Origin of the sequence: Methylobacterium aquaticum (assembly GCF_016804325.1) — a bacterium.
Taxonomy (GTDB): Bacteria; Pseudomonadota; Alphaproteobacteria; order Rhizobiales; family Beijerinckiaceae; genus Methylobacterium; species Methylobacterium aquaticum_C.
In genome coordinates this window covers 454,100-472,637 of the sequence record NZ_CP043627.1, presented here as the reverse complement: position 1 = coordinate 472,637, position 18,538 = coordinate 454,100, and the positions used below count along the sequence as shown (strand labels likewise).

At 68.0% G+C, this 18,538-nt stretch carries 17 protein-coding genes; 11 read left to right on the top strand and 6 right to left on the bottom strand.

Annotated elements, in window-relative coordinates; all coding sequences use genetic code 11:
* The first annotated feature begins 155 nt into the window (after nt 1-155).
* From F1D61_RS02150 to F1D61_RS02140, 3 genes are all read left to right on the top strand, one after another.
* A complete protein-coding gene (locus F1D61_RS02150; protein ID WP_203156319.1) occupies nt 156-1,580 on the top strand; it encodes a flagellin in 1,425 nt (474 codons plus the stop codon).
* A gap of 559 nt (nt 1,581-2,139) precedes the next feature.
* Nucleotides 2,140-3,564, top strand: a complete 1,425-nt coding sequence (locus F1D61_RS02145; RefSeq protein ID WP_203156318.1) for a flagellin — start codon at nt 2,140-2,142, stop codon at nt 3,562-3,564.
* A 538-nt stretch (nt 3,565-4,102) separates the two neighbouring features.
* Entirely contained in the window at nt 4,103-5,881 is a 1,779-nt protein-coding gene (locus F1D61_RS02140; protein ID WP_203156317.1) for a flagellin, read from the top strand.
* Nucleotides 5,882-5,988: 107 nt separating this feature from the next.
* Here F1D61_RS02140 and F1D61_RS02135 read toward each other — a convergent pair whose 3' ends face one another.
* The 5 genes from F1D61_RS02135 to F1D61_RS02115 all read right to left on the bottom strand — a co-directional run bounded on the left by F1D61_RS02135 (nt 5,989) and on the right by F1D61_RS02115 (nt 9,552).
* The gene (locus tag F1D61_RS02135) at nt 5,989-6,672 is read right to left on the bottom strand and encodes a response regulator transcription factor (RefSeq protein ID WP_203156316.1); all 684 of its coding nucleotides are present in this window, start codon (nt 6,670-6,672) and stop codon (nt 5,989-5,991) included.
* A gap of 469 nt (nt 6,673-7,141) precedes the next feature.
* Entirely contained in the window at nt 7,142-7,849 is a 708-nt protein-coding gene (locus F1D61_RS02130; RefSeq protein WP_203156315.1) for a glutathione S-transferase, read from the bottom strand.
* 52 nt (nt 7,850-7,901) lie between these two features.
* On the bottom strand, nt 7,902-8,498 hold the full coding sequence (locus F1D61_RS02125; protein ID WP_348649416.1) for a YidB family protein: 597 nt from the start codon (nt 8,496-8,498) through the stop codon (nt 7,902-7,904).
* 183 nt (nt 8,499-8,681) lie between these two features.
* Nucleotides 8,682-8,978, bottom strand: a complete 297-nt coding sequence (locus F1D61_RS02120) for a hypothetical protein (RefSeq protein ID WP_203156314.1) — start codon at nt 8,976-8,978, stop codon at nt 8,682-8,684.
* 310 nt (nt 8,979-9,288) lie between these two features.
* Entirely contained in the window at nt 9,289-9,552 is a 264-nt protein-coding gene (locus F1D61_RS02115; protein WP_203156313.1) for a hypothetical protein, read from the bottom strand.
* Nucleotides 9,553-9,863: 311 nt separating this feature from the next.
* Between F1D61_RS02115 and F1D61_RS02110 the strand changes: the two genes are divergently transcribed.
* From F1D61_RS02110 to F1D61_RS02085, 6 genes are all read left to right on the top strand, one after another.
* Entirely contained in the window at nt 9,864-10,259 is a 396-nt protein-coding gene (locus F1D61_RS02110) for a VOC family protein (RefSeq protein WP_203156312.1), read from the top strand.
* A 110-nt stretch (nt 10,260-10,369) separates the two neighbouring features.
* On the top strand, nt 10,370-10,918 hold the full coding sequence (locus F1D61_RS02105; RefSeq protein WP_203156311.1) for a twin-arginine translocation signal domain-containing protein: 549 nt from the start codon (nt 10,370-10,372) through the stop codon (nt 10,916-10,918).
* 100 nt (nt 10,919-11,018) lie between these two features.
* Nucleotides 11,019-12,587: a GMC family oxidoreductase gene (locus tag F1D61_RS02100; RefSeq protein ID WP_203156310.1), complete on the top strand. Its 1,569-nt coding sequence runs from the start codon at nt 11,019-11,021 to the stop codon at nt 12,585-12,587.
* Entirely contained in the window at nt 12,587-12,946 is a 360-nt protein-coding gene (locus tag F1D61_RS02095) for a hypothetical protein (protein ID WP_203156309.1), read from the top strand. The genes F1D61_RS02100 and F1D61_RS02095 overlap by 1 nt, the downstream gene beginning before the upstream one ends.
* 233 nt (nt 12,947-13,179) lie before the next feature.
* A complete protein-coding gene (locus F1D61_RS02090; RefSeq protein WP_203156308.1) occupies nt 13,180-13,662 on the top strand; it encodes a nucleoside deaminase in 483 nt (160 codons plus the stop codon).
* Nucleotides 13,663-13,959: 297 nt separating this feature from the next.
* Entirely contained in the window at nt 13,960-14,544 is a 585-nt protein-coding gene (locus F1D61_RS02085) for a hypothetical protein (protein ID WP_203156307.1), read from the top strand.
* A 364-nt stretch (nt 14,545-14,908) separates the two neighbouring features.
* Here F1D61_RS02085 and F1D61_RS02080 read toward each other — a convergent pair whose 3' ends face one another.
* Nucleotides 14,909-16,477 (bottom strand): NAD(P)H-hydrate dehydratase, encoded by a 1,569-nt coding sequence (locus tag F1D61_RS02080; protein WP_203156306.1) that lies wholly within the window; start codon nt 16,475-16,477, stop codon nt 14,909-14,911.
* Nucleotides 16,478-16,679: 202 nt separating this feature from the next.
* Between F1D61_RS02080 and F1D61_RS02075 the strand changes: the two genes are divergently transcribed.
* Nucleotides 16,680-17,018, top strand: coding sequence for a P-II family nitrogen regulator (locus tag F1D61_RS02075; protein ID WP_048427121.1), 339 nt, complete (start codon nt 16,680-16,682; stop codon nt 17,016-17,018).
* A gap of 104 nt (nt 17,019-17,122) precedes the next feature.
* Nucleotides 17,123-18,535, top strand: a complete 1,413-nt coding sequence (glnA, locus tag F1D61_RS02070; RefSeq protein ID WP_203156305.1) for a type I glutamate--ammonia ligase — start codon at nt 17,123-17,125, stop codon at nt 18,533-18,535.
* Nucleotides 18,536-18,538: the final 3 nt, after the last annotated feature.

The following is an 18,538-nucleotide window of genomic DNA, read 5'->3' as shown; positions in this document are numbered from 1 at the left end:
TGATGTCGAGCCGCTGCCCCCGGTGAGAATCCGGATGTGTCGAAGCGCAGTCGGTCGGACCCTGGCGTCCGAGGGCATGAAGCCGTTCCGCTGCACCGGTGTGAGCCCGGAACCTTGCACATTCCCGCCACGCTCGAAAACCGGAACCCCTCGCCGTGACCAGCCTGCTCACCAACAACGCCGCGATGACGGCGCTGACCACGCTCAAGAACATCAACCAGAGCCTCGACACGACCAGCAACCGGGTCTCGACCGGCCAGCGCGTCTCGGCCGCGTCCGACAACGCCGCCTACTGGTCGATCGCCACCACGGTGCGCACCGACAACGCCTCGCTCGGCGCGGTCAAGGACTCGCTCGGCCTCGGCTCGTCGTCGGTGGACACGGCCTATAACGGCCTGAACTCGATCCTGTCCGACCTGCAGAACATGCGCGCCAAGCTGCAGACGGCGCTGACCCCGGGCGTTGACCGCACCAAGGTGCAGGTCGAGATCGCCGCGATCCAGTCGAAGATGAAGGCGACCGCCGATTCCTCGAACTCGAGCGGCCAGAACTGGCTCTCGGTCAATTCCGCGACCAGCAACACCGCCTACCAGGCGACCCAGAGCGTGGTCGGCGGCTTTGCCCGGGCGGCGAACGGCAACATCACGTTCTCGCAGATCGGCGTCAACGTCCAGAGCATCAAGCTCTACGACACCAACTCCACCAGCGTGAACACCGCGGCCACCAGCGCCCAGTTCACGGCCACGACCGCGCTCACCGGCACGACCGGGTTCCGCCCGGGCGCCGCCGCGGGGACCGCCGGCACGGCGGATTTCAGCGGCACCAACGAGGTATCGTTCAGCCTCGCGGTGGCCGACGGCACCTCGACGACCGCCTCGATCGTGGTCAACAAGGCCGCCTTGCAATCGGCCGCCAAGAACCTGGCCAAGGTCACCACCGACGAGTTCCTGTCGGCGATCAACAACCAGATCACGGCGAGCGCCATCGGCGCCAACCGGGTGCAGGCCTCGCTCGACACGTCCGGCCGCCTGACCTTCAAGACGGTGGCCACCGGTTCGGCCGTGACGCTGTCCCTGACCAACGCCACCGCTTCGACCGGCAACACGCTGATCGACGTCGGCTTCTCCACCACGGTGCCGAGTTCGGGCAGCAACGCCAACGGCGTGGGCACCGCGGCCGGGACCACGATGGCCCAGGGTATCCTGGATACGGCGAACAACACCTACACCAACACCGGCGGCGGGTCGTACTCGATCGCCAACTTCAACATCTCGACGCTGGTCGGCACCAACGGCGACCTCGACCTCGGGCTGATCATCTCGGCGGTCGACAAGGCGATCGGCAAGGTGACGGATGCGGGCACGAAGCTGGGTGCGAACAAGACGCAGATCGACGGCCAGAAGACCTTCGTCGATACGCTGATGAAGGCGAACGACCGCACGATCGGTATCCTGGTGGATGCGGATGTGGAGGAGGAATCGACGAAGCTGAAGGCGCTGCAGACCCAGCAGCAGCTGGCGGTGCAGGCGCTCTCGATCGCCAACTCGGCCAGCCAGAACGTCCTCTCGCTCTTCCGCTGAGGCGAAGACGGACCTTCCGGACGGAAGCGGCGGCCTTCCGCCGCCGCTTCCCGAAAGACCACAAGGCCACGCCTCGCCGGCGTGGCCTTTTTCATGTTTGCGATCGGGCATGGTGAGCATTATTATTATGGTTAACGATTCATTGCTGTGTCATTCATAGGCATTGCCTCGAATCGGGGCCGGTTTCCAAAAATCTTAAGCTTAATCGTTGAATAACCTATTCGGGCGCATGATGTTTCCATCGACGGGACGGGCGGAGGCGCCGGTCCAGGTCGGTGCAGGCGCAGCGGGTGGGCTCGACCGAGCCCAAGACATGACGTCGAACCGCTGCCCCCGGTGAGAGTCCGGATGTGTAACGCGCAGCGAGTCGGGTTCAACATGGGTCCGGACGGGACGAAGTCCTTGGCCGGGACCTTGATCACCAGACGACGATCAGGCGGGTCTCGTATCGCCGATCCCGTGGGCGATCGACCCGACGGCATGAGGCCGTTCAGCTGTGCCGGTGTGAGCCCGGATTCATGATCGCCCCAGCCAGTAACGTGTAACCAGGACGATTGCCGTGACCAGCCTGCTGACCAACAACGCCGCGATGACGGCGCTGACCACGCTCAAGAACATCAACCAGAGCCTCGACACCACCAGCAACCGGGTCTCGACCGGCCAGCGCGTCTCGGCCGCGTCCGACAACGCCGCCTACTGGTCGATCGCCACCACGGTGCGCACCGACAATGCCTCGCTCGGCGCGGTCAAGGACTCGCTCGGCCTCGGCTCGTCGTCGGTGGACACGGCCTATAACGGCCTGAACTCGATCCTGTCCGACCTGCAGAACATGCGTGCCAAGCTGCAGACGGCGCTGACCCCGGGCGTCGACCGCACCAAGGTGCAGGTCGAGATCGCCGCGATCCAGTCGAAGATGAAGGCGACCGCCGATTCCTCGAATTCGAGCGGCCAGAACTGGCTCTCGGTCAACTCGTCGGCCAGCAACACCGCCTACCAGGGTGTTCAGAACGTCGTCGGCGGCTTTGCCCGGGCGGCGAACGGCAACATCACGTTCTCGCAGATCAACGTCAACGTGCAGAGCATCAAGCTCTACGACACCAACTCCACCAGCGTGAACACCGCGGCCACCAGCGCCCAGTTCACCGGCTCGACCGCGCTCACCGGCACGGCCGGCTTCCGTCCGGGCGCCGCCGCGGGGACCGCCGGCACGGCGGATTTCAGCGGCACCAACGAGGTATCGTTCAACCTCGCCGTGGCCGACGGCACCTCGACGACCGCCTCGATCGTGATCAACAAGGCCGCCCTGAAATCGGCCGCCAAGGACCTGAGCAAGGTCACGACCGACGAGTTCCTGTCGGCGATCAACAACCAGATCACGGCGAGCGCCATCGGCGCCAACCGGGTGCAGGCCTCGCTCGACAGCGCCGGTCGCCTGACCTTCCAGACCGTGGCCACCGGTTCGGCCGTGACGCTGTCCCTGACCAACGCCACGGCCTCGACCGGCAACACGCTGATCGACGTCGGCTTCACCGCGACGGTGCCGGGTTCGGGCAGCAACGCGAGCGGCGCGGGCACCGCGGCGGGCACCACCATGGCCCAGGGCATCCTGGATACGGCGAGCAACACCTACACCAACACCAGCGGCGGGTCGTACTCGATCGCCAACTTCAACATCTCGACGCTGGTCGGCACCAACGGCGACCTCGACCTGGGTCTGATCATCTCGGCGGTCGACAAGGCGATCGCCAAGGTGACGGATGCCGGCACGAAGCTGGGCGCCAACAAGACGCAGATCGACGGCCAGAAGACCTTCGTCGATACGCTGATGAAGGCGAACGACCGCACGATCGGCATCCTGGTGGATGCGGACGTGGAGGAGGAGTCGACGAAGCTGAAGGCGCTGCAGACCCAGCAGCAGCTGGCGGTGCAGGCGCTCTCGATCGCCAACTCGGCGAGCCAGAACATCCTCTCGCTCTTCCGCTGAGGCAGGCCTCCGAGACCGGGTGGCGGCCTTCCGGCCGCCGCTCCCCGAAAGACCACAAGGCCACGTCTCCCCGGCGTGGCCTTTTCGCTGCGCGCATGAGCGATCATGGTTGATGATTGGTTATGATATTCTCGGACCAAATCCATCGAAATACGGATTTTTCGTCCGGCGGGCTTTAAGATTAATCTTTGAACAACCTGACGGGTGCAATCTTTCCAGACCGACGGGAAGGACGGCGATGCCGGTCTCGGGTCGGTGCAGGCGCAGCGGGTGGGCTCGACCGAGCCCAAGACATGATGTCGAACCGCTGTCCCCGGTGAGAGTCCGGATGTGTAACGCGCAGCGAGTCGGGTTCGACGACGGTTCGGTGGGACGACGTCCTCGCCCGGGCCTTCGGTCACCGCACGACGATCCGGCGGATCTCGTATCGCCGATCCCGTGGGCGATCGACCCGACGGCATGAGGCCGTTCAGCTGTGCCGGTGTGAGCCCGGATTCATGATCGCCCCAGCCAGTAACGTGTAACCAGGACGATTGCCGTGACCAGCCTGCTGACCAACAACGCCGCGATGACGGCGCTGACCACGCTCAAGAACATCAACCAGAGCCTCGACACCACCAGCAACCGGGTCTCGACCGGCCAGCGCGTCTCGGCCGCGTCCGACAACGCCGCCTACTGGTCGATCGCCACCACGGTGCGCACCGACAATGCCTCGCTCGGCGCGGTCAAGGACTCGCTCGGCCTCGGCTCGTCGTCGGTGGACACGGCCTATAACGGCCTGAACTCGATCCTGTCCGACCTGCAGAACATGCGCGCCAAGCTGCAGACGGCGCTGACCCCGGGCGTTGACCGCACCAAGGTGCAGGTCGAGATCGCCGCGATCCAGTCGAAGATGAAGGCGACCGCCGATTCCTCGAATTCGAGCGGCCAGAACTGGCTCTCGGTCAATTCCGCGACCAGCAACACCGCCTACCAGGCGACCCAGAGCGTGGTCGGCGGCTTTGCCCGGGCGGCGAACGGCAACATCACGTTCTCGCAGATCGGCATCAACGTCCAGAGCATCAAGCTCTACGACACCAACTCCACCAGCGTGAACACCGCGGCCACGACGGCGCAGATCGTCTCCACGACCTCGCTCACCGGCACGGCCGGGTTCGGCTCCGGCGCGGGCACGGCCGATTTCTCGGGCCCGAACGAGGTCAACCTCTCGGTGACCGTCGCCGGCCTGTCCGGCACCCTGACGCTCAACGCCGCCACCCTGAAGTCGGCGGCTAAGGATCTGAACAGGGTCACGACCGACGAGTTCCTCGGCGCCCTCAACAACCAGATCGCCGCCAACGCCAACCTCAGCGGCAAGGTGGCGGCCTCCCTCGATACGGCCGGGCGTCTGATCTTCTCCACCACCGGGACCGGCACGGCGGCGACGCTCAACGTGCAGCTCGCCGACGCCTCGTCGGCCAGCAAGAAGGTGATCGATGTCGGCTTCGGTACCGTGACGGCGGCGGCCCAGCCGGCCATCGTCACCGGTACCCCCGTGGCGGCCCCCTTCGACCTGTCGGGCAGCAACTCGAAGACGATCACGATCAACGACGGCGCGGTCACGAAGACCGTCACCCTGAACGCCGCGACGTACACGGCTTTGGCCGGTTCGGCGACCTCGGGGAGCAACGCGACCGTCAACGCCACCGACATCGTGGCGATGATCAACGCGGAACTGGCCAAGACCACCCCCACCGCGGCCAGCACGGTGAGCGCGACGCTCGCCGGCGGCAAGATCACGCTGACCAACTCGGTCGCGGCTAACGTAATCACCCTCGGCGGCGCTGACGTGGCGAGCTACGGCTTCACGAACGGCACCACCAACCCCGCGGCGGCCGGAACGGTGGTGGCGCGGACCGCCTCTGGCACCAATGCCGGCACCACGACGGCCCAGGGCATCCTGGATACGGCGAGCAACACCTACACCAACACCAGCGGCGGGTCGTACTCGATCGCCAACTTCAACATCTCGACGCTGGTCGGCACCAACGGCGACCTCGACCTCGGGCTGATCATCTCGGCGGTCGACAAGGCGATCGGCAAGGTGACGGATGCGGGCACGAAGCTGGGCGCCAACAAGACGCAGATCGACGGCCAGAAGACCTTCGTCGATACGCTGATGAAGGCGAACGACCGCACGATCGGCATCCTGGTGGACGCGGACGTGGAGGAGGAGTCGACGAAGCTGAAGGCGCTGCAGACCCAGCAGCAGCTAGCAGTGCAGGCGCTCTCGATCGCCAACTCGTCGAGCCAGAACGTCCTCTCGCTCTTCCGCTAAGGCGACCGACCGCCGCCCTCGCGGGCGGCGGTCACCCCGAGAACGACGAAGCCCCGGGCGGTCGACCGCTCGGGGCTTTCGTATGAATGAAAAAGAGGGGAGGGGGATCAGCCGACGAAGGTGTACCCGGCCATGCGCTTGGCCTCGATCGGGTCGTAGCCCAGCCGCATCCGCAGCTTCTTGCGCAGCTTGCTGATGTGCCCCTCGACCACGCTCTCGTCGACGGCGGTGTCGAGATCGCCGTAGACCGCCTTGAAGATCTGGCCCTTGGTCACCGGCCGGCCGCGGTTGCGGGCGAGGTAATCCAGGATGTCGCGCTCGCGGCGCGGCAGCAGCAGGCTCTCGCCGTCGATCTCGGGATCGCGCCCGTCGGTGTGGACGGTCAGGCGGCCGTTCTTGTCCGGGGTGCTCGCGGGCTTGACCTCGCTGCGGTTGGTCCGGCGGCGGATCGCCCCGGCCCGGGCGATGATCTCGCGGACATGGACCGGCTTGCGCACCACGTCGTCGATGCCGGCGGTGAACAGCGCGAGGGTCTGCTCGAGGGAGCGGGTCTCGTTCAGCGCTATGATCGGCGCGCCCGACAGGCTGCGCAACAGGCCGGTGAAGGTCGCGCGGTCGGCGCAATCGCCGATGACGAAGCCCTGGACCGCCGCGAGGTCCTGGGCCGGCGTGGCGTCGATCCAGGTCTGGACGTCCCGCACGTCCAGCCCCCGGGCCACCACGCCCTCCACGCCGAAGCCTTCCACGTAGTGCGCAGCCACGCTTTCCCGCTCGTCGACCACGATGTACACGCCAGCCCCCAAGATTCTTTGACGAGTTTTTCTGTTCCGCTGCCGTTAAAGGCAGCGGGGTTGCTTGGTTCTATATTGTCGAAGTCTGCCGGGTTTTCGCGGTGGACTTGCGATATCGGCCGGCATGCGCGTCGAGGCGCGATTTGGTTAACGATTTGTTGAGCCGACCTTCGCGCCGAAATAGTTAATTTTTTGTTAACCGCCGGCCCTGCTTGTCCACCTGCGGCCACACCCCGTGGCGTGACGGCAACGTGCGATTACGAAGATCGTTTGAAATCAAAGACTTAGAGGCGAGCATGCCGCATCGGGAGTCTGTGGCGCTTTCGCCACGCCGCCGACTTCCGTTGCGGAAACCCGCCTACCCCCCGATTTCGTAGCCCGAGGGACACCGGAGCGGGTTGCCCGGAGGCGGACTGATTCGCGCCTCGCGATCCGGGCGGACCGCTTCCCGCCCTCCGTGCCGGACCGCCTACCCGTCCAGTTCCGGGTAACGGCGGAAGATCCCGTCCTCGTTGAAGGGCACGCGCCGGTCGCTCGCCAGATAGGCGACGATGCGCGGGCGGGCGGCCACGAGCCGGTGCAGGGCGACGACCTTCGGGGTGGAGCCGAGCGCCCGCTCGGCCGCCTGCGGGAAGGCGTAGGCCAGGCCCTCGACGAGCTGGAACAGCGAGAGATCGGCGTAGCTCAGGCGGGTGCCGACGAGGTGGCGCGGGCCGGCGGGGTTGGCGGACAGCACCCGCTCGAACCAGTTCAGGAATTTCGGGATCCGGTTCTCGCGGAAATCTGCGGCCCGGCGGGCGGCCTCCGTCGCCTGCTCCTCGTAATAGAGGGCCGAGGCGACCGGGTGATGGCTGTCATGGGCCTCGGCCACCGCATCCGCGATGGTGAGCTGGATCTGGTGGGTCCAGATCCGGTCGGCCTCGCTCTCGCCGACGAGGCCGAGGCGCGGCCCGAGATGGAGCAGGATCGCGGCGGTCTGGCCGATCACCAGGTCGCCGTCGCGCAGGTAGGGCGGCGCGAAGGGCGGGCGCGGCGGGGCGTCGAGCCCGGCCACCAGGCCGTCGATGCCGTCCTCGCGGGCGACGTCGACATACGCGGCGCCGGCTTCTTCGAGGGCGAGGCGCACGAACTCGCCCCGGCCCTGGATCAACGGCCAGTCATGCAGCTCGTAGGCCATCGGCGTCACCCCTGGCGGAAGACGGCGCCCGGATCGGGCGCCGCGTGGCGAATCACCAGCCGCGCATCTCGTCGTGGTTCGGGCGCCTTCCCTGCGGCGTCAACCCGTCGATCACGCCGGGCAGCACCTGGGCGAGCTGGGCCAGCAGGTCGTCCCGGCCCATCCCGGTCTGGCGGCTCAGGGTCTCGACCGTATCGGGGCCGAGCGCCTGGGCGAGCTGCTGCGGCTGGATCGGCCGGTTGTGGCCCGGGCCGATCCACGATTCGATCATCTCGCCGAGGCCGCCGCGGCGGAAGCGGTCGATGAGCTGGTCCAGGCCACCCCCCGCGGCATCCTCCGGCTGCTCCCGGTCGAGGCGCGAATACGGGCCGGCACCCTGGTCGAACGGGTTCTGCATCCCGGCCCCGCCGGGGGAGGGCGATTCGGTCCCGCCGCCGGGACCGTCGAGCATCCCGGCGAGGTCGGAATAGGGGTTGTTCGGGTCCTCGCCGCGCCGGCCGCGGGGCGCCGCGTCCCGCGGCTCCGGCGGATCGTAGCCGCGGGGGTCGGGGGCATAGCCGTCGTCGGGCCCGCCCTGCGGCACCGGCCTGCGACCGCCGCCGAAGATGTCGCCGAAGCCGCCCTGCATCGCCTTGGCGGCGAGCAACATCAAAAGCGCCTTGACCAGGGGCGACATCGCCCCGGAGCCGCCATCGCGGCCTCCCTCGTGCCGGCCCCCGCCCCGAGGACGTTGCCGAGCACCGAACCGATGACCTGATCGAGCAGACCCATGGGCAACTCCCCTCGCATGCCTGTGCGAACGGTTAACCCCGGTGGCCGCCGGGCGGTTGCCTCAGCGCCGGTCGCCGGCCCCGTCGCCGCCGCCGGTGGCGCGCCGGTCCTTCGGCTCGAGCTGATCGAGGGGGTTGGTCCGCGCGCGGGCATTGCCGTCCAGGCCCGTATCGCCGGGCATCACCTTGGTGTCGGGCTTGATCGCCTGGGGCGGGGCGATTCCCGAGGCGTCGCCCCGCCGGCCGTCGGGGATGTCGGCCTGGGTCGGCTGGTCGCGCCGGTCCGAGATCGCGAGGGCCGGGGCGGCGCTCGCAGCCAGGACGAGGAGGACGGGGAGCAGGCGGGCGAGCGGGGGCATGGCTGTCTCCTGCGCAAATCTCGCTGAGCAAGGTTCGCTGAACAAGTCTTGCAGGGGCAAAGCGGAGGCAAGCTCTGCGGTTCCGGGGCGACTTGCGGGAAAACCGGCCGGCTCCGCCCACGAGCGAAGGGCCGCCCCTTAGGGGACGGCCCTTCGCCGACGTCACATGTTCATCAGGGCGCTGGCGGTGCCGACCACCGTCATGGCGAGACCGCCGGCCAGAACACCGATCATGCCGTAGGATACGGCGCGTAGAAGCTTCATGTCACTCATGTCCCGTCTCCTGTCGGATCAGCGGCGATGTCCCGGATCAGCAGCGGTGCCCGCCGGAGGTCTGGCCGTATTGCTTGACCGGGAAGTTCTGCTGGTTGGCGTTGCCCTCCGAGGCCGAGCTCATCGGGCAGGCGCCGTAGAACGGCACGCTGGTGTTGGCGGAGCCGATCGAGCCGGTGGTCTCGACGTCGCGAGGGCCGAACGGGGTGGCGGGAGAGGTCGGGCCGAATGCCATGGCGGACGAGATCGGAGCGGCGCCAAGGACAATCGCGGTGACGACGGCGGCGATACGGGTCTTCATCTGGTATTCAGGCTCCTTGTTCGCAGTGCAGGCCCGGGTTGGTGGCTGCTTCCGTTGCGATGATTGGAAGATAGGGGGGCGATCGCCGTTGCGATGTGTCCCCGCGCACGCGGCGGAGCGGAACAGGAACTGGCCGGTGACCGTGGCGGGGCGTCGCTCATCGTGCGCCGTCGCTTGCGGAAGGGCGCGCGCGGATGCCCCGATCAGCCTGCCGGCGTCACAGCCCGCTACCACCCCGGCCGGTTTCCTGGAGCTACTCTAAGCCGCGACACCCGAGCGGTGGCTCACGCGAAACGAGGTTCCTGCTGCCGATGGCCAAGCCCGTCCACTCGATGATCCGCGTCCTCGACGAGGAGCGCTCCCGCGCCTACTACGCCCGCGCCTTCGGGCTCGAACTCGCCGAGCGGATCGGCTTCGACGGGTTCGCCCTCGTCTACCTGCGCCATCCCTCGTCGCCGTTCGAGCTGGAACTGACGGTCAATTTCGACCGCACCGAGCCCTACGACCTCGGCAACGGCTACGGCCATCTCGCGGTGGTGGTGGACGACGTCGATGCCGAGCATGCCCGCTTCACGCAGGAGGGGCTGCCCGCCACCCCGGTCAAGGACTTCCAGCACCAGGGCAAGACGCTCGCCCGCTTCTTCTTCGCCACCGATCCGGACGGCTACAAGATCGAGGTGATCCAGAAGGGCGGCCGCTTCGGCTGACACGAACGGCGGGTGCGGGAGCGCGCGAAGACGCGCCCCGCGCCGGCCCAGCGCGCACGGCCTTGATGCGCGCACGGCCTTCGAACAACGACATCAGAGGAGACACGCCCATGAGAGAAGTCGATCCGCGCGTGCGGTTCAGCCGCCGCGGCTTCCTGCAGAGCGCCGCCGCCGCGGCACCCGCCGCGGCGCTTGCCAGCGCCGCCGGGCTCCAGGTCTCGGAGGCCTGGGCCGAGAACGGCGCCGCCCTGTCGCCGGCCGAGCTGAAGACCCTGGTGAAGATGGCGCGGGACATCTACCCGCACGACTTCCTCGGCGACGTCTACTACGTCACGGCGATCAAGCCCTGGGACGGCAAGGCCGCCGCCGATCCGGGCGTGAAGGCGCTGCTGACCTCCGGCGTCCGCCGCCTCGACGAGGATGCGCGGGCCCGCCACAAGGTCGATTACGCCCAGATCGGCTGGGAGGCCGACCGGGTCGCGGTGCTGGAAGGCATCAGCCACACCGACTTCTTCAAGAAGATCCGCTCGGACCTCGTCGTCTCGCTCTACAACCAGCAAGAGATCTGGCCGAAATTCGGCTACGAGGGATCATCTGCCGACAAGGGCGGCTACATCAACCGCGGCTTCAACGACATCGACTGGCTGCCGAAGGTCTGAGCGACGGCGCAGGCCGGTTCCACTGACTGTCCATCAAAGAACAATCAATGAACGACCGCGCCGGACCGGCCGCGACCGGCCGCGCGGACCGGAGGAAACCATGGCCACATTCGACCTGAACGACGACGGGCTCGTCGTCATCGTCGGCTCGGGCGCCGGCGGCGGCACGCTCGGCACCGAACTGGCGCTCAAGGGCATCCGCTGCGTCATCCTCGAGGCGGGCGCCCGCCACAACATGGAGGATTTCGTCAACGACGAATGGGCGAGCTTCGCCCAGCTCGCCTGGACCGACATGCGCACCACCTCCGGCTCGTGGCGGGTGGCGCGGGACTTCCCCAACCTGCCGGCCTGGATCGTCAAGGCGGTGGGCGGCTCCACCGTGCATTGGGCCGGCGCCTCGTTGCGCTTCGAGGAGCACGAGTTCCGCATCCGCGACCATTACGGCGCACTGCCCGGCGCCAACCTCCTCGACTGGCCGATCACCCGGGCCGAGCTCGATCCCTGGTACACCAAGGCCGAGGACCGGATGGGGGTGACCCGCACCAACGCCATCCCGGGCCTGCCGGGCAACAACAACTTCAAGGTGATGGAGGCCGGCGCCCGCCGCGTCGGCTACAAGGAGGTCCATACCGGCCGGATGGCGATCAACAGCCAGGAGCGGCACGACCGCGGCGCGTGCCAGCAGATCGGCTTCTGCTTCCAGGGCTGCAAGTCGGGGGCGAAGTGGTCGACCCTCATCGCCGAGATCCCCCGCGGCGAGGAGACCGGCAACCTCGAGGTGCGCCCGAACTGCATGGCGCTCCGCATCGAGCACGACGCCTCCGGCAAGGTGACCGGCGTGGTCTATGCCGATGCCGACGGCAAGCTCCAGCGCCAGAAGGCCCGCATCGTCGCGGTGGCCGGCAACTCGATCGAGAGCCCGCGGCTCCTCCTCAACAGCGCGTCCTCGATGTTCCCGGACGGGCTCGCCAATTCCTCGGGCCAGGTCGGCCGCAACTACATGCGGCACATGACCGGCAGCGTCTACGGCGTGTTCGAGAAGTCGGTCCACATGTACCGCGGCACCACCATGGCGGGCATCATCCGCGACGAGGCGCATCACGACCCCAAGCGCGGCTTCTCCGGCGGCTACGAGATGGAGACGGTCTCGCTCGGCGTGCCGTTCATGGCCGCCTTCCTCAATCCCGGCGCCTGGGGCCGCTCCTTCACCAGCGCCATGGAGCAGTATCCGCGCATGGCCGGGATGTGGCTCGTCGGCGAGGACATGCCGCAGGAAACGAATCGCATCACCCTCGATCCCGCCGTCAAGGACAAGCACGGGATGCCGGTGGCGAGCGTGCATTACGACGACCACCCCAACGACGTCGCGATGCGCAACCACGCCTACAAGCAGGGCGCCGCGATCTACGAGGCGGTCGGCGCCACCGTCACCTACCCGGTCACGCCCTATCCGAGCACCCACAACATGGGCACCAACCGGATGAGCGCGAAGCCGCGGGACGGGGTGCTGAACAAGTTCGGCCAGACCCACGACGTGAAGAACCTGTTCGTCTCCGACGGCAGCCAGTTCACGAGCGGCGCGGCCTGCAACCCGACCCTGACCATCGTCGCCCTGGCGCTGCGCCAGGCCGACCACATCGCCGGCGCGATGCAGCGGCGGGACATCTGATGCGCGGCCTCATCCTCGCCCTGCTCGCGTCCCTCGCTACGGGCCCCGCGCTCGCGCAAGGCTCGCCGACCCCCGCCGCCCCCTCGCGCCAGCCCGGCGGGGCGGCGGCCTATCCCGACAGCCCCGGCGGCCAGCCGGCGGCCGAGCGGGGCGGCCGGCCGGTCGCGACCGATCACGGCGCCTGTCCGTCCGGCGGCCCGTGCCCGGCGGCGCCCGGCCCCTCGGGGGCGGCGGATGCGAGCCGCACCGCGGTGCCGAGCAGCTCGGTCGGACAGCCCGGGCCCGTTCCGAGCACCGCCTACCCGGATGCCCCGGGCGGCATGCCGTCGAACCGCCATGACGGCGCCGCGCCGCGCTGACGCGGCCTTTCGATCCCGGGCGCGGCGGCGCGTCCGGGATCGGCCGTTCGGCCAGGAGTGAAAACCCCTTCGACGTGCTCGACGGTCCTGCCGCCCTCTCCCTGAGGGCCGGCGACGTGCCGGTGGATTGAGTTTCCCGGCGCCTGCGTCATGCTGGGACTCGATGCGGCCGAGATCGCGCTGTTCATCCGGCTGCCCCAGCGCTCCCGCACCACAGGCACGAGGACATCACGATGACGGACGACCACGAGACGTTCATGGCCCGCGCCATCGAACTGTCGGAGCAGACCGCGCTCGTCGAGAGCGCCGGCGGGGTGTTCGGCTGCGTGATCGTGCAGGACGGCAAGATCCTGGCCGAGGGCGCCAACCGCGTCGTCGCCGAGAACGACCCGACCTGGCATGCCGAGATGGCGGCGATCCGCAACGCCTGCAAGGCGCAAGGCAGCTTCAAGCTCCGCGACGCGACGCTCTATACCAGCGCCGAGCCGTGCCCGATGTGCATGGCGGCGGCCTACTGGGCCGGTATCAAGGCGATCTACTACGCCTCGGCGAACGAGGACGCGCTGCGCTACGGCAACTTCGACGACAGCATGATCTACGGCGAGGTAAAGAAGCCCGTACACGAGCGCTCGATCCCAACCCGCCAGATCATGCGCGCCGAGGCCGTCGAGGTCTGGAAGAAGTACGAGGACAAGGCCGACCGCGTGCCGTACTGAGCACGTCCGAACGGCTTCACCGTTCTCGCATCCCCCGCGTCATCCCGGGTTCCTCTTTCGCGGGCCCGGGATGACGCGCAGGGTATCGATGTCCACGATCGCCTGGTCCACGGCCTCTCGCGGTTCCGATCGCGAGCGCTCAAGGCCTGTTCGAGCGCTTCTGGCGTCTGTCCCCCCTGCCTTGTCGGATCGACCTGGGATCCGCCTGGTTGAGCGGAGGCAAGAGCCGATGTGGACGGAGTGTGATCGGACGCGTCACGAGGCGCGCCTGAAACCGATCATTGTATCGAGAAGGGGGTGTTCGAGATCCTGATGCGGGCTCTGGCTCGCCGCCGGCCACGGCGCCGTGGTCGCCGTCCGCGGCTGGCGATCGTCGACACCCGGAGCGTCAAGTGTATCCGCGTACGCGGACCACGGGGCTGCGACGCAGCCGACAAGTCGGTCGGATGCAAGCGTGTGCCGATGGTCGATGCCGAGGGGCGCATCGGGCCCTCGATCGTGCCGGCGAACGTCCAGGATCGCGACGTGCTGCCGGCCTTGGAGGCCGGCCAGGAGCACTGGCCGAGCTTGCGCCTGGCGATCGTCGACGGCGTGGTCCGGGACAAGCGCTGCGAGGAGTGCTGCAGCCTGCACGGCATGCACCGCGAGGTCGTGCCGAAGGAGCCCGATCAATCGGGCTTCGTCGTGCTCGAGCGGCGCTGGGTGGTCGAGCGCATCTCGGGCCGGTTCAGCCGCTGGGGCGGCCCGATGCGCGAGCGGGCCGGTCGCCTCGACGTTGCCCCCGGCCACCTCACCTTCGGCGCTTGCCTCATGGCACTCACCGCTCTCGTTCAATCCAGACTGATACCGATGGCCCAAGATGCTGACGCATCGGGCCATTGAACCATCTCGAATTTTCTGTGCCAAGCCAGAGGCTTGACGAAAATTCCAGAACGGAACCATAGGTCGTTTCCAACGACCGTTGGTATGACACAAGCCGCTCAGAGCCTGTTTGAGCAGGATTTCTACCTAATATTTGAGGAAGACGGGATCATCCTACCCGCTAACCTCATCCTGAGGTGCGAACGAAGTGAGCCTCGAAGGAGGGCTCCAGGGATCGCAGAGGCTTCTGGAGCCCTCCTGCGAGGTCAGTCGATCTGCGATCGCGTGCGATCTCTGATCGCCAACACCTCAGGATGAGGTGGAATGGTAGGATATCTCCTGATTTTTCTCAGTTTTTGTCAAATCACGCTGCTCAAACAGGCTCTCAGACAGGCTCCGAGGTGACTGGATAGGGTGTCCCGCGCTCGCCTTGAGCGTCCAGCGCCGCCCCTCGAACCCTCCCGATCTCCTCCAGCACGTCCCCCAGCACCCCCGGCATCATCTCCGGCAGGTCCTCCGAGATCAGGCCCGGCCCGTGCCGGCGCGCCGCCGCCGCGTGGAGCCAGACCGCGGCGCATGCCGCGTCGAAGGGTGCCATGCCCTGGGCGAGCAACCCGCCGATGAAACCGCACAGCACGTCGCCGCTGCCGGCGGTGCCGAGCCAGGGCGTGCCGTTGGCATTGATCGCCGCGCGGCCGTCGGGGGCGGCGATCACCGTATCGGGCCCCTTGAGCACCACGACGGCGCCGAGGAACGTCGCGGCGGCCCGGGCGCGTACGAGCTTCGAGCCCTTCAGCGGCACCGCCGCGACGCCCTTGAACAGGCGCGCGAACTCGCCCTCGTGCGGGGTCGCCACGGCCTGCGCGTCGCCCGCCGCGATCATCTCCGCCAGTTCGTCGGCCTTGGCCGAGAAGCTCGTCAGGGCATCGGCGTCGAGGACGAGGCCGCGGCCGGCTTCCGTGGCGACCCGCACGAGGTCCCGGGTCGGCGCCCCGGAGCCGAGGCCCGGGCCGGCGACGATCGCGTTCAGGCGCTCGTCGGTGAGGGTGTCGTCGAGGTCGTCGGCGTCGTCGCACGGTTTGAGCATGATCGCCGTGAGCTGGGCGGCGTTCTCGGCAAGAGCCGGCGTCGGCGACAGAACGGTCACGAGGCCGGCGCCGATCCGCAGGGCGCCGCGGGCGGCGAGCCGCGCCGCGCCGGTCCGGTGCGCCGGGCCCGACAGTACCACGGCGTGGCCGCGGGTGTATTTGTGGCTCTCCTCCGCGAGGCGCGGAAAGGCGGTGCCCCAGAGATCCGGCCCGTTGACGTGAGCCTGCGCCCCGAGGCCCGCCACGATGGCGTCCGGAATGCCGATCCCGGCGACCGTCACCGGGCCGCAGAGCCGCCGGCCGGGCAGGAGCAGGTGGCCGGGTTTGCGCCGCAGGAACGTCACCGTCTCGGTCGCCGCCACCACGGCACCGTCCGCCATCCCGGTATCGCCGTCGAGGCCCGAGGGCACGTCGACCGCGAGGACCGGCACGCCGGCCGCATTGACCCGTTCGACCAGGGAGGCCGCCGCGCCGTCGAGCGGCCGGGACAGGCCGGCCCCGAACAGGGCATCGATCACCAGGGCGGAGCCGGCCGGATCGGCCTGCGAGGCGTCGGTGACCGGGCCGGTCCACTCGGCCGCCGCCGCGGCGGCGTCGCCCTTCAGGGCATCGCGCCCGCCCAGCAGCGCGACCGCCACCTCGCGTCCCGCCTCGGCGAGGATCCTGGCGGCGACGAACCCGTCGCCGCCGTTGTTGCCCGGCCCGCACAGGACCAGGATCCGGCCCTCTCCGGCGAGCGCCCGGGCGCGCTCCGCCACGGCTTCGCCGGCCCGGTGCATCAGGGTCAGGCCCGGCGTGCCGGCGCGGATCGCCGCGGCATCGGCGCGTCGCATCTCGTCGGTGGTGATGAGCTCGGTCCCGACCATCGCGTCAGACTCCCAGAGGCACCCGGACGCGGCAGCCTTGCCGCGGCACCAGGCGCGAGATCGGCGGATTGCGCAACAAACGCGCAGCGATTGCTTATTTATTAGGCATTCCCGGTCCGGTCCGGGGAAATCCCCCGTGGTTTTCGGCGCGGCGCGATGCTAGGAATGCCGCCGGAACCGTTGCAGACCAGGCCCGCCCGGCATGAAGAAGATCGAAGCGATCATCAAGCCCTTCAAGCTCGACGAGGTGAAGGAGGCCCTGCAAGAGGTCGGCCTCCAGGGCATCACGGTGATCGAGGCCAAGGGCTTCGGCCGCCAGAAGGGCCACACCGAGCTCTATCGGGGCGCCGAGTACGTGGTCGACTTCCTGCCCAAGGTGAAGCTCGAGATCGTGCTGCCCGACACGCTGGTGGATGGTGCCGTCGAGGCGATCCGCAAGTCGGCCCAGACCGGCCGCATCGGCGACGGCAAGATCTTCGTCTCCTCGATCGAGGAAGCGATCCGCATCCGCACCGGCGAGACCGGCTCGGACGCGATCTGACCGGGCGCACGCCTCTCTCTGCGACGACGAAAACCGCGGCCTGACCCCCAGGACCGCGGCTTCATGGCGGCCGGAACGCCGTTCTAGGAAGGGATCAGACGAGAATGTCTAAGACCGCGACGGACGTGCTCAAGGAAATCAAGGAAAACGACGTCAAGTACGTCGATTTCCGCTTCACCGATCCGCGGGGCAAGTGGCAGCACGTCACGTTCGACGTGTCGCTGGTCGACGAGGACATCTTCGCCGAAGGCACGATGTTCGACGGCTCGTCGATTGCCGGCTGGAAGGCGATCAACGAATCCGACATGCTGCTGATGCCGGACCCGGCGACCGCCTGCATGGATCCGTTCTTCTCGGCCTCGACCATGTCGATCGTCTGCGACGTGCTCGAGCCCTCGACCGGCGAGCCCTACAGCCGCGACCCGCGCGGCATCGCCAAGAAGGCCGAGGCCTTCGTGAAGGCCAGCGGCATCGGCGACACCATCTTCGTCGGCCCCGAGGCCGAGTTCTTCGTCTTCGACGACGTCCGCTTCTCCGCCGATCCGTACCATACCGGCTTCAAGCTGGACTCCGTCGAGCTGCCGATCAACGGCCAGACCGAGTACGAGGGCGGCAACCTCGGCCACCGCGTCCAGATCAAGGGTGGCTACTTCCCGGTTCCGCCGCAGGATTCGGCCCAGGACATGCGCGGCGAGATGCTGGCCGCGATGCAGTCGATGGGCGTCAAGGTCGAGAAGCACCATCACGAGGTCGCCTCGGCCCAGCACGAGCTGGGCATGAAGTTCGACACGCTGACCCTGATGGCCGACCACCTGCAGATCTACAAGTACTGCATCCACAACGTCGCCCAGAGCTACGGCAAGACCGCGACCTTCATGCCGAAGCCGGTCTACGGCGACAACGGCTCGGGCATGCACGTCCACCAGTCGATCTGGAAGGAAGGCAAGCCGGTCTTCGCCGGCAACAAGTACGCCGACCTGTCCCAGGAGTGCCTGTGGTACATCGGCGGCATCATCAAGCACGCCAAGGCGCTCAACGCCTTCACCAACCCGTCGACCAACTCCTACAAGCGCCTGGTCCCGGGCTACGAGGCCCCGGTGCTGCTGGCCTACTCGGCCCGCAACCGCTCGGCCTCCTGCCGGATTCCGTGGACGACCTCGCCGAAGGCCAAGCGCGTCGAGGTCCGCTTCCCCGACCCGATGGCGAACCCCTACCTCGCCTTCGCGGCCCTGCTGATGGCCGGCCTCGACGGCATCGTGAACAAGATCGATCCCGGTCCGGCCATGGACAAGGACCTCTACGACCTGCCCCCGGCGGAGCTCAAGGAGATCCCGACCGTGTGCGGCTCGCTCCGTGAGGCGCTCAACAGCCTCGACGCCGACCGCGAGTTCCTCAAGGCCGGCGGCGTGTTCAACGACGACTTCATCGATTCGTTCATCGAGCTGAAGATGACCGAGGTGATCCGCTACGAGATGACCCCGCACCCGATCGAGTTCGTGAACTACTACTCGCTCTGAGCC

What these genes read in the sequence shown, in the direction of transcription:
- F1D61_RS02130 (WP_203156315.1), bottom strand. Translation starts at nt 7,849, where the DNA reads ATGGCCTACGAGCTGCATGACTGGCCGTTGATCCAGGGCCGGGGCGAG.
- F1D61_RS02125 (WP_348649416.1), bottom strand. Translation starts at nt 8,498, where the DNA reads ATGTTGCTCGCCGCCAAGGCGATGCAGGGCGGCTTCGGCGACATCTTC.
- F1D61_RS02120 (WP_203156314.1), bottom strand. Translation starts at nt 8,978, where the DNA reads ATGCCCCCGCTCGCCCGCCTGCTCCCCGTCCTCCTCGTCCTGGCTGCG.
- F1D61_RS02115 (WP_203156313.1), bottom strand. Translation starts at nt 9,552, where the DNA reads ATGAAGACCCGTATCGCCGCCGTCGTCACCGCGATTGTCCTTGGCGCC.
- F1D61_RS02110 (WP_203156312.1), top strand. Translation starts at nt 9,864, where the DNA reads ATGGCCAAGCCCGTCCACTCGATGATCCGCGTCCTCGACGAGGAGCGC.
- F1D61_RS02105 (WP_203156311.1), top strand. Translation starts at nt 10,370, where the DNA reads ATGAGAGAAGTCGATCCGCGCGTGCGGTTCAGCCGCCGCGGCTTCCTG.
- F1D61_RS02100 (WP_203156310.1), top strand. Translation starts at nt 11,019, where the DNA reads ATGGCCACATTCGACCTGAACGACGACGGGCTCGTCGTCATCGTCGGC.
- F1D61_RS02095 (WP_203156309.1), top strand. Translation starts at nt 12,587, where the DNA reads ATGCGCGGCCTCATCCTCGCCCTGCTCGCGTCCCTCGCTACGGGCCCC.
- F1D61_RS02090 (WP_203156308.1), top strand. Translation starts at nt 13,180, where the DNA reads ATGACGGACGACCACGAGACGTTCATGGCCCGCGCCATCGAACTGTCG.
- F1D61_RS02080 (WP_203156306.1), bottom strand. Translation starts at nt 16,477, where the DNA reads ATGGTCGGGACCGAGCTCATCACCACCGACGAGATGCGACGCGCCGAT.
- F1D61_RS02075 (WP_048427121.1), top strand. Translation starts at nt 16,680, where the DNA reads ATGAAGAAGATCGAAGCGATCATCAAGCCCTTCAAGCTCGACGAGGTG.
- glnA (WP_203156305.1), top strand. Translation starts at nt 17,123, where the DNA reads ATGTCTAAGACCGCGACGGACGTGCTCAAGGAAATCAAGGAAAACGAC.